General features: G+C 70.7%; 13 protein-coding genes. 3 read left to right on the top strand and 10 right to left on the bottom strand.

Features of this window, described 5'->3' with window-relative positions:
• Complete coding sequence (locus FR742_RS40425; protein WP_148036475.1) at positions 1–372, bottom strand: NADH-quinone oxidoreductase subunit A; 372 nt, start codon at positions 370–372, stop codon at positions 1–3.
• 86 nt (positions 373–458) lie between these two features.
• On the opposite strand from FR742_RS40425, the gene FR742_RS40420 reads away from it, so the two are divergent.
• The 3 genes from FR742_RS40420 to FR742_RS40410 all read left to right on the top strand — a co-directional run bounded on the left by FR742_RS40420 (position 459) and on the right by FR742_RS40410 (position 5,046).
• A complete protein-coding gene (locus tag FR742_RS40420; RefSeq protein ID WP_222709275.1) occupies positions 459–1,919 on the top strand; it encodes a polysaccharide deacetylase family protein in 1,461 nt (486 codons plus the stop codon).
• Between the two features lie 243 nt (positions 1,920–2,162).
• Positions 2,163–4,007 (top strand): 2-oxoacid:acceptor oxidoreductase subunit alpha, encoded by a 1,845-nt coding sequence (locus FR742_RS40415; RefSeq protein WP_148036473.1) that lies wholly within the window; start codon positions 2,163–2,165, stop codon positions 4,005–4,007.
• A complete protein-coding gene (locus FR742_RS40410) occupies positions 4,000–5,046 on the top strand; it encodes a 2-oxoacid:ferredoxin oxidoreductase subunit beta (RefSeq protein ID WP_148036472.1) in 1,047 nt (348 codons plus the stop codon). Before FR742_RS40415 ends, FR742_RS40410 begins: the two co-directional genes overlap by 8 nt.
• Positions 5,047–5,086: 40 nt before the next feature.
• Here FR742_RS40410 and FR742_RS40405 read toward each other — a convergent pair whose 3' ends face one another.
• The 9 genes from FR742_RS40405 to FR742_RS40365 form a co-directional block, all read right to left on the bottom strand.
• On the bottom strand, positions 5,087–5,779 hold the full coding sequence (locus FR742_RS40405; RefSeq protein WP_148036471.1) for an endo alpha-1,4 polygalactosaminidase: 693 nt from the start codon (positions 5,777–5,779) through the stop codon (positions 5,087–5,089).
• Complete coding sequence (locus tag FR742_RS40400; RefSeq protein ID WP_148036470.1) at positions 5,776–6,735, bottom strand: NAD(P)-dependent oxidoreductase; 960 nt, start codon at positions 6,733–6,735, stop codon at positions 5,776–5,778. The genes FR742_RS40405 and FR742_RS40400 overlap by 4 nt, the downstream gene beginning before the upstream one ends.
• On the bottom strand, positions 6,732–8,033 hold the full coding sequence (locus FR742_RS40395; RefSeq protein ID WP_148036469.1) for a nucleotide sugar dehydrogenase: 1,302 nt from the start codon (positions 8,031–8,033) through the stop codon (positions 6,732–6,734). Before FR742_RS40395 ends, FR742_RS40400 begins: the two co-directional genes overlap by 4 nt.
• Before the next feature lie 17 nt (positions 8,034–8,050).
• Entirely contained in the window at positions 8,051–8,857 is an 807-nt protein-coding gene (locus FR742_RS40390) for an endo alpha-1,4 polygalactosaminidase (RefSeq protein ID WP_222709274.1), read from the bottom strand.
• Between the two features lie 350 nt (positions 8,858–9,207).
• A complete protein-coding gene (locus FR742_RS40385; RefSeq protein ID WP_222709273.1) occupies positions 9,208–10,074 on the bottom strand; it encodes an NAD(P)-dependent oxidoreductase in 867 nt (288 codons plus the stop codon).
• Entirely contained in the window at positions 10,071–10,796 is a 726-nt protein-coding gene (locus FR742_RS40380; protein WP_148036466.1) for a sugar phosphate nucleotidyltransferase, read from the bottom strand. Before FR742_RS40380 ends, FR742_RS40385 begins: the two co-directional genes overlap by 4 nt.
• 19 nt (positions 10,797–10,815) lie before the next feature.
• The gene (locus tag FR742_RS40375; protein ID WP_148036465.1) at positions 10,816–12,228 is read right to left on the bottom strand and encodes a hypothetical protein; all 1,413 of its coding nucleotides are present in this window, start codon (positions 12,226–12,228) and stop codon (positions 10,816–10,818) included.
• Positions 12,225–13,625: a GT4 family glycosyltransferase PelF gene (gene pelF, locus FR742_RS40370; protein ID WP_148036464.1), complete on the bottom strand. Its 1,401-nt coding sequence runs from the start codon at positions 13,623–13,625 to the stop codon at positions 12,225–12,227. Before pelF ends, FR742_RS40375 begins: the two co-directional genes overlap by 4 nt.
• Complete coding sequence (locus tag FR742_RS40365) at positions 13,622–15,541, bottom strand: hypothetical protein (RefSeq protein WP_222709272.1); 1,920 nt, start codon at positions 15,539–15,541, stop codon at positions 13,622–13,624. Before FR742_RS40365 ends, pelF begins: the two co-directional genes overlap by 4 nt.
• Between the last annotated feature and the right edge of the window lie 274 nt (positions 15,542–15,815).

Raw genomic sequence — 15,815 nt, 5'->3', positions numbered from 1 at the left:
CTACGTCCAGGTCAGGACGCGTTTGCGCCAGGCGTACAGGATGCCGAGGGCGATGACGCCGAGGAAGACGAACATCTCGACCAGTGTCGTGACGCCGTAGCCGGGCGCGTCGAAGACGGTGGCCCACGGGAAGAGGAAGACGGCGTCCACGGCGAACACCACGTAGAGGTAGGTGAAGACGTAGTAGCGGACCTGCGACTGGGCCCAGCCTTCGCCCACCGGGTCGACGCCGCACTCGTAGCTGGTCAGCTTGTCGGGCGTGGGCCGGGTCGGGCGGAGCAGCCGGTTGATCATCAGCGCTCCGGCCACGATGGCGACGCCGATCGCGAGCAGGACCGCGACCAGCGCGTAGGACCCGTAGTAGCCGTCCATGAACGCGATGGTAACCCAGTCAAAGCTAACGCCCCATACCCCCAAATATGAGCAAATAACTAGATCTGCCTCATATGCTCAGATTTATGGCTAAATCTCGATCTTTGGGAGGAATCGTCCTGCTGGCCCTGGTCGCCTCCGGGTGCGGGCTGGCCTCGGCCACTCCGCAGCAGCAGGACACCCGGGTCCCCGCCGACCCCACCAGGATCGAGTTCGTCGACCCCGCCGCCGTGGCCGGGCTCGCGCCCCGCACGGTGAGCGGGGACGACCCCGTCACCAGGCGCGTGCGCATCAGCTACCCCGAGCTGGACGACGCCGCCCCGCTCAACGAGAAGCTGCGGGCGGACGCGCGGCGGCGGCTGCGCGAGTTCCGCGAGACCGCCCGCGGCGTGTCCCGCCCCGAGCTGAACGTCGACTGGCAGCTCGCCGCCGCCGGCGACGCGATCGGGGTGCGGCTGCGGGCCGGCCGCTCCCACGGCACCGGCTGGGACCACGCCACCACGACGTTCTGGTACGACACGAACACCCGCCGGGCCATGGACTCCACCGGCCTGCTGAACGGGAGCCCCGCGCTGCACGAGGTGGCCCAGCTGGTCAAGGCCGGACTCGGCGACCGCGGGCCGGAGGTGGACCACGGCCAGGTGACACCCAGCCGCGACCGGTTCGACTCGATGGCCTTCAACGCCGAAGGCGACCTGGTGGTGGAGTTCGACGACTGCGAGCTCGGCCCGTGCTCGCTCGGCAGGCTGGCCGTGGCCGTCCCCGCCGACCAGGCGTGGCCGCTGCTCTCGGACACCGGACGGCGCGCCCAGCGGGCCGCCCGCCTGGCCGGACAGCAGGTGGCCGAACCACCGGCGGCGGCGCCCTCCCCCGCGCCCGCCGCCGCCAGCAACCGGGCCGGCACCGTCGACTGCACGGAGGCCAAGTGCATCGCCCTCACCTTCGAGGACGGCCCGGGGCCCGAGACCGGCAGGCTGCTCGACACGCTGCGGGAGGCCGGCGCCCGCGCCACGTTCTTCGCCGTGGGCAGCAACGCGGCCCGCGAACCCGGGCTGCTGCGCCGGATGAGCGCCGAGGGCCACCTCGTCGGGAACCACTCGTACGCGCACCGCGACCTGGCCCGGCTGCCCTCCAGCAAGATCGCCGACTCGCTGGCCCGCACCGAGGACGTGGTGACCGCGACGATCGGGCGGCGGCCGACGCTGGTGCGGGCCCCGTACGGATCGGTCAGCACCGAGCTGCGCAACGTCGCCCGCGAGCAGGGGCTGACGCTGGTGGGCGCCGACCTCGAAACCTTCGACTGGCGCGACCGGGACTCCGCCGAGATCGCCGACCGGGTGGTGGAGCGGGCGCACCGGGGCGCGATCGTGCGCCTGCACGACACCCGCGACACGACCGTCACCGCGATTCCGGACATCCTTGAACGGCTCGCCGGAAAGGGATACACCTTCGTCACCGTTCCAGAGTTGTACGGGACGGCGGGGATGCAGGCTGGGCAGCTCTACGAGTCAGGGATCTCACCCGTGCGCAAGCAGCCCCTGACTTAGGTCATGCGACAGGGGGACGTATAGTTGGCGCTCGTGACCCGAACTGTCCTCTTCGCGCGCCTGCATGTAGACCTCTGCAGGCTTGCAGCGGGGCTGTGTCGCCCTTCTGCCGCCGCATCCTGAATTTCACTGCGTTTACCCGCTTTGGGCGGTGTGCAAACGCGCGACCTCCCGAGGATCTAGCATGGAAAAAGAGAACGCGCCAGAAGCGATGCGCTCAGGCGCGTCGAGGAGGACTGAGCTGTGACCAAGCAGGTTCAGCAACTCGATCGGGTGATCATCCGGTTCGCCGGTGACTCCGGTGACGGCATGCAACTCACCGGTGACCGGTTCACCGCGGGCACCGCCGAGTTCGGCAACGACCTGTCCACGCTGCCCAACTTCCCCGCCGAGATCCGCGCCCCGGCCGGCACCCTGCCCGGCGTGTCCAGCTTCCAGCTGCACTTCGCCGACCACGACATCCTCACCCCCGGCGACGCCCCCAACGTCCTGGTCGCGATGAACCCCGCCGCGCTCAAAGCCAACCTGGCCGACCTGCCCCGCGGCGCCGACATCATCGCCAACACCGACGAGTTCACCAAACGCAACCTGGCCAAGGTCGGCTACCCGGCCAGCCCGCTGGAGGACGGGTCGCTGGCCGAGTGGCGGGTGCACTCCGTGCCTTTGACGTCGTTGACGGTCAAGGCGCTGGAAGACTTCGACATCAGCAAGAAGGACGCCGAACGCGCCAAGAACATGTTCGCGCTCGGCCTGCTGTCCTGGCTCTACCACCGCCCGACCGAGCAGACCATCAGCTTCCTGGAGACCAAGTTCGCGCGGAAGCCGGAGATCGCCAAGGCCAACATCGCCGCCTTCCAGGCCGGCTGGAACTTCGGCGAGACCACCGAGTCGTTCTCGGTCTCGTATGAGGTGAAGCCGGCCCGGCTGGCGCCGGGCGTGTACCGCAACATCTCCGGCAACCAAGCTTTGGCCTACGGCCTGATCGCCGCCGCCGTCCAAGCCCGGCTGCCGCTGTTCCTCGGCTCCTACCCGATCACTCCGGCCTCGGACATCCTGCACGAGTTGTCGAAGCACAAGCAGTTCGGCATCCGCACCTTCCAGGCCGAGGACGAGATCGCCGGTGTCGGTGCGGCGCTCGGGGCCGCGTTCGGCGGCGCGCTCGGCGTGACCACCACCAGCGGCCCCGGCGTGGCGCTCAAGGCCGAGACGGTCGGGCTGGCGGTCACCACGGAGTTGCCGTTGATCGTGGTGGATGTGCAGCGGGCGGGTCCGTCGACGGGGATGCCGACCAAGACCGAGCAGACCGACCTGCTGATGGCGTTGTTCGGCCGCAACGGCGAGTCGCCGGTGCCGGTCATCGCGCCGATGTCGCCTTCGGATTGTTTCGACGCGGCAGTGGAAGCCGCCCGCATCGCGGTGGCCTACCGGACGCCGGTGATGTTGCTGTCGGATGGGTATCTGGCCAACGGTTCGGAGCCGTGGCGGCTGCCGGAAGTCTCCGCGCTGCCGGACATCAGCGTGCCGTTCACCACCGAGCCGAACGGCCAGGACGGCGCGTTCCTGCCGTTCCAGCGGGACCCGGAGACTCTGGCGCGGCCGTGGGCGATCCCGGGCACGCCGGGGTTGGAGCACCGTATCGGTGGTATCGAGAAGGCGGATGGCACCGGGAACATCTCCTACGATCCGGACAATCATGACCGGATGGTGCGGTTGCGTGCGGCCAAGGTGGCCGGTATCGACGTGCCGGACGTGACCGTGGACGACCCGGGTGGGGACGCGCGGGTGCTGGTGCTCGGGTGGGGTTCCACCTACGGGGCGATCGCCGCTGGGGTGCGGCGGGTGCGGGCGGCGGGCGGGAAGGTGGCCCAGGCGCATCTGCGGCATCTGAACCCGCTGCCGGCCAACATCGGCGAGGTCCTGGCGCGCTATGACAAGGTGTTGCTGCCGGAGATCAACCTGGGTCAGCTGGCGTTGCTGCTGCGGGCCCGGTTCCTGGTCGACGTCATCAGCTACAACCGGGTGCGCGGGCTTCCGTTCAAGGCCGAGGAACTGGCCGCAGTGATCCAGGACGTGATCGACAGTGACTGAACTGATCAACGGTAGGGGCCTGTCGCTGGTGCCCAAGACCGACACCAAGCAGACCCTGAAGGACTTCAAGTCCGACCAGGAAGTGCGCTGGTGCCCCGGCTGCGGCGACTACGCCATCCTGGCCGCCGTCCAGAGCTTCCTGCCCGAACTCGGACTCAAGCGCGAGAACATCGTGTTCGTCTCCGGGATCGGCTGCTCCTCCAGGTTCCCGTACTACCTCAACACCTACGGCGTGCACTCCATCCACGGCCGCGCGCCCGCGATCGCCACCGGGCTGGCGGCCTCGCGGCCGGATCTGAGCGTGTGGGTGATCACCGGTGACGGGGACGCCCTGTCGATCGGCGGCAACCACCTGATCCACGCGCTGCGCCGCAACGTCAACCTCAACATCCTGCTGTTCAACAACCGGATCTACGGGCTGACCAAGGGCCAGTACTCGCCCACCTCCGAGGTCGGCAAGGTCACCAAGTCCACCCCGATGGGATCACTGGACAAGCCGTTCAACCCGATCTCGCTGGCCCTCGGCGCCGAGGCGTCGTTCGTGGCGCGCACGCTGGATTCGGACCGCAAGCACCTGCAGAGCGTGCTGCGGGAGGCGACCGCGCACCGGGGCGCGTCCCTGGTGGAGATCTACCAGAACTGCAACATCTTCAACGACAACGCGTTCGAGCCGTTGAAGGACCCTGAGCTGCGTGACGACATCACGTTGAAGCTGGAGCACGGCCGGCCGATCGCCTCGGCCTCCAAGGCGGTCATCCGGGGTGCGAACGGAAGCCTGGAGGTCGTCCCCCGCGACAGCGTGGAGGAGGACCGGGTCCTGGTGCACGACGCGCACAGCCCCGACCCGTCGGTGGCGTTCGCGCTGTCCCGGCTGGACGAGCCCGCGTTCGACCACGTCCCGATCGGGATCTTCCGCAGCGTGGACCGCCCGGCCTACGACACGCTGATGACCAGCCAGCTGGAAGAGGCCGTGGCGCAGAAGGGCCAGGGTGATCTGGCCGATCTGCTGATGGGCGGCGACACCTGGCGCATCGGCTGACCATGCCGTTCCTGAGGCGCCGCCGGATCCCGGCGGCGCCTCAGATGCGTGAGAGCACCCGGTCGCTGACGAAGCAGAGCATGCCGAACTCCCTGGCCCGGCGGCAGGCGAAGTCGGTCAGCTCGTCGCTGTCGGCGTAGTCCAGCGCGTACAGGTCGAGCCCGAGGCCGAGCAGGCGTTCGGCGACGGTGGCGTGCGCCTCCAGCACGTCGTCAGGCCAGGGCGCGTAGCTTTCGGTGTCCACCCAGCGGGCCGAGAAGGACTCGAAGAGCACGCCGTCCACCAGGTCGGCCAGCTCGGGCAGCAGCCCGAACCCCCGGTTGGCCAGCAGGTAGCCGGGCCTGGCCTCCTCTTGGACGGCGGCGATCAGCAGCAGCAGGTGGGGCAGGTCGTCCGGGTAGTTGTGCTCGATGTTGAGCGTGTCCAGGAACAGCCCGTGGAAGCCCTTGTCCATGGCCTGGACCGCCTGGTCGACCACGTGCGCCACCCAGCGCGGGTCGCCCACGTGCACGAACGCGCCGCCCCAGTCGGGGTTGCGCTCCTCCCGGTGCCACGGCGCGGACGGCCCGACGTCCTCGGTCAGCGACAGGTAGCCGAGCGTCCGCACGCCGCGCTCGCGCAGCAGGTCCAGCTCGGTCCGCGAGTAGAAGTCGGCCTGCAGGACGACCATGTCGAAGCCGGAGAGCCGGTCCACCTCCCCCGCCCCGTAGTAGAACGCGATCGGCCTGGTCATGTCGTCCACGACTCCCGGTACCAGGCGTACGTCCTGCGCACGCCTTCCTCCAGCCGGACGCGCGGCTCGTACCCGGTGAGCCGGCGCAGCAGCGTGAGGTCGGGGCAGCGGCGCGCGACCGATCCCGCCGGGGCGGGCAGCTCGCGGACGGCGGGGCTGATCCCGGCGATCCGCAGCACGAGCTTGGCCAGGTCGCCGATGTTGGTCTCCTCCGTGTCGTCGCCGATGTGCACGATCCGTCCGGCCGCCTCGGGGGTGTCCATGAGCGTGATCACGGCGTCGGTGGCGTCGTCGACGTGGCAGAAGGCCCGGCTCTGGTCCGCGCCGTAGAGGTCGAACGGGTCCTCGCCCCGCATGGCGCGCAGCGACAGCTCGGGGATGACGTGGTCGGCGCCCATCCGCGGGCCGTAGACGTTGTGGAAGCGGCCGACGACGGCGGCGAACCCCCTGGCCCGGGCGGTGTGCAGGACCGCCGCCTCGCCCAGCATCTTGGAGATGGCGTAGGTGTGGCGCGGCGAGCCGACGTCCTCGATCATCAGCGGCACGCTCTCCGGCGTGGGCACGGGCACCACGCCGGCGCTGACGCCGCCCGCGTACGCCTCGCTGGTGGAGGCGAAGAACAGCCGCGTGCCGGGGGCGATCCAGTCGAGCAGGTGCATCAGGGCCAGCGTGTTGACCCTGATCACCCGGGCCGGATCGGACTCGACGTTCCGCACGCCGACCACGGCGGCGAGCATGTAGACGTGGTCCCAGCGATGCTCCAGGGCCGCGTACGAGGCCGGATCCGTTAGGTCGGCCGACCTGATCTCGACCTGGCCGGCGAGCCGGGTCAGCGTGGGGTCGCGGCGGCCGCGGGAGAAGTCGTCGACCACGGTGACCTCGTGCCCGGCTTCGAGCAGCCGCGCGGCCAGGTGGAGGCCGATGAACCCGGCGCCGCCGAGCAGCAGGGCCCTCATGACACGCGCCCCTTCGTGCGGTAGCCGATGCCGGCGTAGCGGACGCCGCGCGCCGTGACGGCGGCCTCGTCGAGGATGCGCCACGAGTCGAACAGCACCCGCACGCCCGACCCGGCCAGCTTGTCGTCGACCTCGATCTCCCGGTAGTCCGGATGGTCGTTGATCACGATCACGGCGTCGGCGTCGGCGAACGCCTTGTCCAGGCTGACCGGCTCGCCGCCGTAGCGGCGGATGACCTCGTCGGCGACCAGCGGGTCGTGACCCCGTACGGTCAGCCCGGCGGCGGTGAAGACGGGCATCATGTCCGCGATCGGGGTGCCGCGCATGTCGTCGGTGGCGGGCCAGCCCTTGTACGCCCAGCCGAGCACGGACAGCCGGACCCCCTCGGTGCGGCCGAACTCCTCGCGGACCAGGCCGACGACCCGCTCGGCGACGTGCCCGGGCAGGCTCTCGTTGAGCGCCCGCGCCCGGCTCACCAGGTACGGTCTGCGCGACATGCTCGCGAGCATCAGGTACGGGTCCTTCGTCAGGCAGCCGCCGCCCACGTAGCCGGGCTTGGCCAGGTCAGGCCGGGGATAGTCGAGGTTGGTGGCCCTGATGACCTCCAGCGGGTCCAGCCCGTGCTGCTCGGCGATGAGGGCCAGCTCGTTGCCGAAGGCGTAGATGACGTCGGTGTGGCAGTTGTTCGACAGCTTGACCATCTCGGCGGTCTCCAGGCTGGAGACGGGGACGATCTGGTCGGCCAGCCCGGCGAACAGCTCGACGCCGGCGCGCAGGCTCTCCTCGTCCAGGCCGCCGATCACCTGGGGCAGCTCGACCAGCTCGCGCAGCGCCTGGCCCTGGATGGTGCGCTCGGGCGCCATGACGAGCCGGGGGCGGGCCCAGCGGGCGGCCAGGGCGGGCAGCACGACGTCGCGGCTGGTGCCGATCGGGACGGTGCTGCGGACCACGACCAGCGTGTCCGGGTCGCACCGGCGGGCGACCTCCTCGGCGGCGGCGGCCAGGTTCTCCAGCCGTGGGGTGCCCGTGGGGAAGTCCACCGGCGTGGACACGGACAGGATGACCGCGTCGAGCGGCTCTGCCGGCAGGTGGTCGCCGACGAAGATGCGCTCGCCGAGGAGCTCGGCGAAGGTCTCCGCCACCCCTGGCTCGTAGACGTGGACGCGGCCGCTGGACAGCGCCTCGACCACGGGGGCGCTGGTGTCGACCCCGACCACGGTGTAGCCGTTGCGTGCCATGGCCGCGGTCAGCGTCAGACCCACGTAGCCCATGCCTACCACGCCGACTGTCTTCGGCATCGGACGCTCCTTTCCTCTCACTTGGATGCACAAGGCGGGCTGACGCGGTCGAGGTCGACCACGGTGACGTTTCCCGCGATTGCGTGCCTGCGGTAATGGGCGCAGGCGGCCTCGACGTTCGCCGGGTCCACGGCGTAGTCGGTGGCGAGCACGGCCTTGCCCAGGGCTTTCAGCGCGAGGGTGTCGGCCAGGTTCTGGTCGCACCACTCCTCGCGGCAGGGGTCGTCGGTGGCGCGGAAGAACAGCTCCTCCATGCCGATGCCGTCGATCGCGTCCGCGTACCCGGGGAAGTGCCGCAGCTCCGGGGAGTTCTGCGGGACGATCGCGAATCCGGGGCGGCGTTCCTTGGCGTGGCGGCTGATGCGGATGACCAGGTCGGCCATCTTCCGGCCCAGGGTGGCGCGGGTCTCGCCGGGCACCCTCGCCAGGTCGATCTCCTCGTACGCGAGCGGGGTGTCGAGGTAGACGCCGTCGAAGCCGGTCTCCAGCGCCCGGTCGAGCCGGGGGCGGACGACCTGCTCCCACCAGCGCTCCTCCCAGTAGCGGGCGAAGTGCTCGTCCGGCCAGTCGGGCCAGGTGTGCAGGAGCAGGTCCTGGTCGACCTCGGCGAAGTCCGTCCTGAACTCCTCGATGGAGCCGATCTCGAAGTACGCCAGCACCAGCTTCCCGGTGGCGCGTACGCGGGCGATCTCGTCGCGGGTGAAGTACCCCGCGACGGTGCCGTCACGGGACAGATCGACGACGGCGAGCCGCTGCGGCGCCCGCGCGACCCCGTCCAGCCGCCCTTTCGGATACCCCTGCAACACATACGTGAACGACGCCACATCCCCCAACTCCGGCGCCCCCCGGCCTTCAGCGGGCGCGGGCGCAGCCCGGACACATCCCCCCAGCACCACCAACGCCGCCCCGACCACCAACACCGGCGCCACCGACACACGCGGCCGCGCAGGACGGCCCGGCGCGCGCCCCCGGACCTCAGGACCCGGCCGCGGGAACCCACCCGACGCGAGAGATCGCGGAGATCGCAGAAGCGAACGCGCGATCCCCTTCGACCTGCGTCCCCACACCACACCCGCCGACGGGCGCGGTCGTGTGGAACCGCCTGGCTCGCGTTCCCCCTTCGCCCTTACCGGCAGGCTCGGGCGGGAGGAAGCCGGTGTGAGGCTTGGGGCGCTCATAGCATGGCCTTGATCGAGTCGGGCAGGGGGAACTCGGGTTGCCAGCCGAGGACGTTCCCGATGCGGGTGAGGTCGGCGCGGCTCCAGGTGACGGTGGCCGAGCGGCCGGCGGGGGGTGCGCTCTCGCGGATCTCGCCGGTGAAGCCCGCCTCGCCCGCGAGCAGGGCGATCGCCTCGCGGACGGAGACGGCCCGGCCGCCGCCCACGTTGAAGACCCGTTCGGGCAGGTCGGGCGCGAAGGCGGCGCTCACGACGGCGCGGCCCACGTCGCGCACGTCCACGAAGTCGCGGTACGCGCCGAGCGGGCCCAGGTCGAGGTCGCGCACCCCGCTCGCGAGGAGATCGCGGGCCCGGCCGAGCACGCTCTCGCCGGTGAGGCCCGGCCCGACCGGGTTGAAGATCCGCAGCGACGCCCCGTCGACCCGGCCGTCGGCGGCGGCCTGCTCGACCAGCTGGGTCCCGGCCAGGTGGCTGATGCCGTAGCCGCTGACCGGCCGGGCCGGGTCCTGCTCGTGGACCGCGTGGCCGGGCGGAGTCGGCCCGTACTCGGCGGCCGAGCCCAGGCGGACGAACCGGGCGCCGGGCGCGACCTGGGCCATCGCCTCGATGATGACGGCGGTGGCCAGCGCGTTGCCCCGCATCAGCTCGTCGTACCCGCCGGACATCCGCCCGGCGCAGTTGAGCACGACGGACGGGCGGACGGCGCGCAGCAGGCCGGCCACGTCGGCGGGCCGGGCGGCGAGCAGGTCCAGGTCCGCCCGGCCGGGGCAGTGCAGGCCGGACACCCGGCCGTCCCGCGTCAGCAGGTCCCTGACCTGCCGCCCCAGGAAGCCGGACGCGCCGAAGAGCAGGACGTCCGTCATCGCACCGGATCCCTGGACGGCAGCAGCTGCGGCCTGATCTCGTCGAAGCGCGCGTTGGCCTCGTCGTAGTCGTCGGGCCGCCCGATGTCGAGCCAGTAGCCGTCGAACTCGTAGATGCCCGGCGGCCTGTTCCGCGCGAGCAGGTCGAGGACGAGGTCGTCGAAGCCGAACGGCATCCCCTCGGGGTAGTGGGCGATGGTGTCCCTGGACAGCGCGTACACGCCCATGCTGACCAGGTAGCTGAGCAGCGGCTTCTCGCGGAAGCCGACGATCCGGCCGCCGCTGGCCTCCAGCACGCCGAAGTCGATCTTGACGACGCGCGGCGAGGTGGCCACGGTCAGCGGCGCCGCGGAGGCGACGTGCCGGGCCAGCAGGTCGGCGTAGTTCAGGGTGGTGAGCACGTCGCCGTTCATCACCAGGAAGTGCTCCGGCAGCCGGTCCCTGATCGGGAACAGCGGCCCGATCGTCGACAGCGGAGCCAGCTCCTCGGTGAAGTCGACCGACAGCCCCCAGCGCGAGCCGTCGCCGACGAACGCGCGGATGAGCGGGCTGAGGTGGCCGACCGCCAGCGTGGCGTGCGTGAACCCCTGATGGGTGAGCTGCTGGAGGATGATGTCGAGGATCGCGTACTCCTCACCGATCGGCACCAGCGGCTTGGGCAGGGCGGAGGTGTACGGGCGCAGGCGGACCCCCTTGCCGCCCGCGAGTATGACGACGTGCATGCTGGTTCCCTCCTGTGGATCAGCGGTACCGCTGCACGTCCCGCAGGCTCACGGCCATCGGGACGAGCAGGATGAGGAAGAAGACGAGGCCGGCGACGAGGAAGAGCAGCACGTCGGCCAGGACCGGCGGCGCTCCGGACAGCAACGGGCGCGCCCCCGGATGGACGGCCAGGGCGAGCGCCTGCGCCGCGCACAGGTGCCTGACCTTGCCCTGGTTGGCCAGCAGGAAGGCCACGAAGTAGGCGGTCCCGACGACCACGTGCGCGGCCGCCATGACCACGCTCGCGTCCGACAGCCGGCCGGTCGCGTGCAGGAACGCCAGCGGCAGCGCCGACAGCACGGACAGCGTGACCAGGCAGGCGAGCACGCCCTTGGCGAGCAGCCACCGGCCGTGCGAGGTGAACTCGGCCGGGTAGCTCACCCGCCGGATCGCCGCCCTGGCGTCGTCGTCGAAGACGTGCGCCCGGTACTCCAGCACGCCCATGCCGAGCACCAGCCCGGCCCCGGCGATGGCGATGTCGCTCCTGTCGAGCACGTACCTGGCCTCGGCCTGGAGCAGGAAGAGCGCGGTGAGCAGGCTGTAGAGGAAGGCGGGCGGCAGACCGCGCAGGTTGGCGCGCAGCAGCGTGCGCAGCGGCGGCTCGGCGGCGGGCTGTTCCCCCTTGTCCGGGGTGGCGAGGGTGAGCAGCATCGCGGCGCCGACGACGGCGGCGACGCAGATCACGCCGAGGCAGACGGTCAGCAGGCCGACGAAGCGGTCGGCGACGCCGATGTAGCCGATCCCGGCCAGCACGGCGGGCATCATCATCGCGGCGAGCCAGGCCTCGCGCCGGTAGAAGAGCAGGATCCCGGACGAGATCTGGAACGCGATCTGCGTGACGCAGAGGGCGACGAGCGCCACGGGCGCGCCCATGCCCAGGGCGAGCCCGGTGGCCGTCAGCGCCGCGCAGCCCACGCCGATCACCAGCCCGGTGCGGAGCACGCGCCCGGCCGAGCGCGGGCAGCCGCGTCCCATGAGGGTGTAGGCGATCTGGGCGGCGGAGCTGCCGAGCACCCAGCCGATCCCGGTGGTGAACACCAGCCCCGGCATCAGCCACTGGGTCCCGACCAGGCCGGAGGCGGCGGGCAGCAGCGCCGCGGGCAGCCCGTACAGCAGGCCGTGCAGGATCTGCGCGGTCGGCCTGGCCCGGCGCAGCGGCGCGTCGGGCACCGGCGGCACGGCCTTGGCCGCCACCCGCGAGAACGCGGTCTCGGCCAGCGAGAACACGTCGGTGTGCCCGTACCGCTCGCGGGCGATCTTGTCGTTGAGGCCCTCGCTCTCCAGGATGGCAGCCACCTGGAGGGGTTCCACGGCGCGGGCCAGGCTCGCGTCCATGGGCTCGATGAGGGCGTCGATCGGGTGTGCCTGTCCGTCGTCCCTGGTCGCCGTCACGGCCACAGCTCCGTGTAGACGGCGCGGTAGTCGTCCAGCGACTGCCGGAGCGTGAAACGTTCCAGGACGCGGCCGCGGGCGATCGCGCCGAGGCGGCGGCGCAGCGGGGCGTCCTGGAGCAGCCGCACGGCGGCGTCGGCGGCGGCCACGTGGTCGCGCGGCGGCACGATCAGCCCGGCGTCGGCGACCGCCTCCGCGACGCCGCCGACGTTCGTGCACACCACGGTCCTGCCGCAGGCCATGGCCTCCACGACGGTGTAGGGGAAGCCCTCGGAGATGCTGGTCAGCGCGACGACGCTGCCCGCGTGGTAGGCGTCGACCGGGGTGGACACCCGGCCCTCGAACACCGCCGCCCCCTCCAGGTCCAGCTCGTCGATGAGCTCCAGGCAGCTCTGGTGGTAGCTCTCGTTGCCCGCGGGCACGCCGCCGAAGATGCGCAGCTTCGCCTTCGGGATCTTGTCGTGCACGATCGCGAACGCCCTGATCAGCGTGTGCAGGTCCTTCAGCGGGTCCACCCGGCCCATGAAGACCAGCGTCGGCTCGTCGGGCTCGGTCTCGGCGAGCGGGAAGTCGTCCGGGTCGACGCCGTTGTACATGACCCGGATCCGGTCAGGGTCGGCGCCGTTGTGGAGCTGCCAGCGCCGGTTGTACGAGGAGTGCGGCGCGATCCGGTCGGCCGCCACGTAGGCGGCGCCGGCCAGCCTGCGGAAGAAGCTCAGCAGCAGCACCCTGACCGCGTGCGAGACGGGCTCGTGCACGTACTGCAGGTAGCGTTCACGCAGGTAGACGCCGTGTTCCGAGAGGACGACCGGGGTGCTGTGCTGCCACTTGGCGGTCATCGCGACGAGCATGCTGAGACCGTTCATGGCCACGTGGGTCAGGTCGGTGCGCAGCGGCGGCTCGGCCAGCGGGCGCAGCATGTGGCCCATCAGGTCGGCGGCCACGATCGCGTCGGCCAGGTTGATGCCGTCGGTCCTGTTCCAGTACCACGCGTCCATGAGCTGGCTGAGCGAGTCGTTGGCGACGAGCGCGCCGACCAGGTCACCGCCGTCGTGCGCGTACCGGTAGAGCGACTCCAGCACGGACAGGAACTCCGCGCTGCCCGCGCCCATGACGGCGGGGGTGAGCACGATCTGCAGGAAACGCTCGTACGCCTCGGCGAACTCCCGCCCGGGCGGGCGGCCGGACCGCCGGTGGCCGCCCTTCCACAGCGGGAGGTTGATCACCTGCTCCAGGTTGGGCGGGAGATCCCACACCGGCCGCTCGGCGCCGTCCACGGTCATCGTGACGACGTCCCACCGGTAGTCCGGCATGCCCTTGATGAGCTGGTCCATCCACACGCTGACGCCGCCCATCGCGAACGGGTACGTGCCCTCGGACACGAGCGTCACTTTCACGGGCGCACGCTCGCGTTGACGGTGAGCGGGACGCCCGCGGCCAGGTCGAGGTGGGCGATCTTGTCGGTGCCGTACGTGGCCGCGCCGGCCGCGGCGGCGTTGGTGGCGAACACCTCGGCGTCGGCCGAGGCGGTGAACGTGATCGTCCCGGCTGTCCTGTCGTACACGGCGCGCACGTCCGCCAGGTCGTCGAAGTGGACGGTCCGGTCCTCGACGTAGCCGGCCAGCCCGCCCCAGTCGGGCGTGAGCAGCGGGACGCCGTAGTAGCCCTCGTACTTGGCCATCACGGCGTTCAGCCAGTCGAAGACGAGGTTCTTGTTGCCGCCGTAGTTCCGCAGGTTGCCCTGGTGGAACGTGTGCGTGTACACCGATCCCGACATGACGTGCTGCATGGCCACGTTGCTCTCGTGGTCGAGGACCTGGCTGTAGGTCTGGTCGACGGGCCAGTACGGGAACCTGCCGTTCGGCCCGTAGTAGGAGTTGTAGAACAGCGTCTGCTCGGCCGGCGTGGTCGTGTGGTACGCGATGTTCGTCGGCCAGTCAGGCACCACCATGACCGACGGCTTCAGCGGGTGGCGGATGCCGCAGTTGAAGCACGCGGGCCGGTGGCTGGCGAACGACATGTTGCCGTGGAGATACTTCACGCCCAGGTCGGCCGCGGCCTGCAGCAGGTCGGCGTTGGACGCGGCCAGGCCGTGGTCGGTCGGGGGGTCGATGTCGTTGTCCGGGTCCGGGTGGTAGACGCCCAGGCCCGAGTACTCGCCGGTCTTGAGCACGGTCGGGTCGACGGTGAAGCCGAGCGCGGAGCCGATGGTGAGGTTGTCCTCGATCTCGGCATAGCTGGTCGCGTAGTCGGCGTCGTTCATCTTCGGGTGGCTGAACGTGTGGTTGATCCAGGTGAACGACGACGCGCGGCAGCGCGAGTACGCGGTCAGCCCGTCGGTGAGCAGCGGGGGCAGCAGGCACAGGGTGGGCACGTTCAGGCCGGCTCCGTCGCCGTTGTAGGCGATGTTGAGCTTGAAGCCGCCGGCCAGCGGGTGCGCGGTGCGGAAGGAGTTCTGCTGCTGGTACGTGCTGACGGCGTCGCTCCTGCTCATCCGGAAGCCGGGATCGGAGTCGACGGTGCCGTTGGCGAGCAGGTGGTCGGTGTAGCTGAACCAGTCGTCCACGTCGGCGTTCAGGTAGTGCCGCTGCTCGCCCAGGTACAGCCCTCTGGTCGCCCACCGGAACAGCCCGAAGGTGAGCAGGTCGGCCTGCGGCAGGTACTGGTTGGAGGTGAAGGTCAGCGCGGCCCGCTCGCGGCCGTCGGTCGAGGTGCTGCGCACGCCCAGCACGTCGGTTCCGCTGGTGATGAGCGGGTCGGCGGCGCAGCCGGCGGCGATCGTGCCGCGGTAGAGGTACGACAGCGAGATCGGCACGTTCACGCCGCCGCGCAGGTAGTCGAACACGCCCGCGCCGGCCGGGGTCAGCGCGGTGCTGATCGGCGTGTCGCCGACGCCGCCCTCGCTGCCGGCCCGCAGGCAGTAATCCTCAGGCCAGGTCCCGTACGCGGTGTAGAGCGACACCTGGCGGACGCCGTAGTCGCGCTCGTACGCCCATAGAGCGTTCCATTCGCCGGCGTCGAGACCGCTGAGATAGGAGCCGCCGTCCTCGTAGAGCAGGCTGTTGCTGGTGAGCAGGATCGCGTTGTAGCGGCCGGTGCCGTCGGCGGCGATCAGGTCGGCGAGCGGCTCGGTCCTGCTGTGGAGGACGTCGTAGGCGGCGCCCACCCGGTCCAGGGTGGCCTTCCAGGTGTCCTCGCCCCAGTCGTCGCCGTCCACGGCGATGACGAGGGCGCGCAGCTCGACCTTGTCGGTGGCCGCGGCGGCGAGGGCCTCGGCCGTGGTGGCGGCGCGGGCGGACCGATCGAGCTTCACTTTGCCCTGCTTTTTCGGCAAAGGGTCCGGTATTTCCACTTTGGGACGTTCCACTTCGCCGCGCAGCGGGGCGTGGCTGTGGGACCGGTCTTTGGGCGCGGATTCGGCCGGCTCTGAATGGGCTACGAATAGCCCCGAAACGAGCGTGACTACGCCGGCCAGCGCGAGCATTCTGCTGGAACGTACCAGATTTTTGTTCTTGGACAGCCGAAAAGAACCCACTCGTATCACCCGTCTAAGCCCTGGCCCCCGATAAGCCGTAGAAATGCCGAGC

Origin of the sequence: Nonomuraea sp. C10, from assembly GCF_008017515.1 — a bacterium.
In the GTDB taxonomy this organism is placed as follows: Bacteria; Actinomycetota; Actinomycetes; order Streptosporangiales; family Streptosporangiaceae; genus Nonomuraea; species Nonomuraea ferruginea.
The sequence above is the reverse complement of the archived record's forward strand: the minus strand, read 5'-3'. Positions and strand labels throughout refer to the sequence as shown.

What these genes read in the sequence shown, in the direction of transcription:
- FR742_RS40420 (WP_222709275.1), top strand. Translation starts at nt 459, where the DNA reads ATGGCTAAATCTCGATCTTTGGGAGGAATCGTCCTGCTGGCCCTGGTC.
- FR742_RS40385 (WP_222709273.1), bottom strand. Translation starts at nt 10,074, where the DNA reads ATGACGGACGTCCTGCTCTTCGGCGCGTCCGGCTTCCTGGGGCGGCAG.
- FR742_RS40380 (WP_148036466.1), bottom strand. Translation starts at nt 10,796, where the DNA reads ATGCACGTCGTCATACTCGCGGGCGGCAAGGGGGTCCGCCTGCGCCCG.
- FR742_RS40395 (WP_148036469.1), bottom strand. Translation starts at nt 8,033, where the DNA reads ATGCCGAAGACAGTCGGCGTGGTAGGCATGGGCTACGTGGGTCTGACG.
- FR742_RS40425 (WP_148036475.1), bottom strand. Translation starts at nt 372, where the DNA reads ATGGACGGCTACTACGGGTCCTACGCGCTGGTCGCGGTCCTGCTCGCG.
- FR742_RS40400 (WP_148036470.1), bottom strand. Translation starts at nt 6,735, where the DNA reads ATGAGGGCCCTGCTGCTCGGCGGCGCCGGGTTCATCGGCCTCCACCTG.
- FR742_RS40405 (WP_148036471.1), bottom strand. Translation starts at nt 5,779, where the DNA reads ATGACCAGGCCGATCGCGTTCTACTACGGGGCGGGGGAGGTGGACCGG.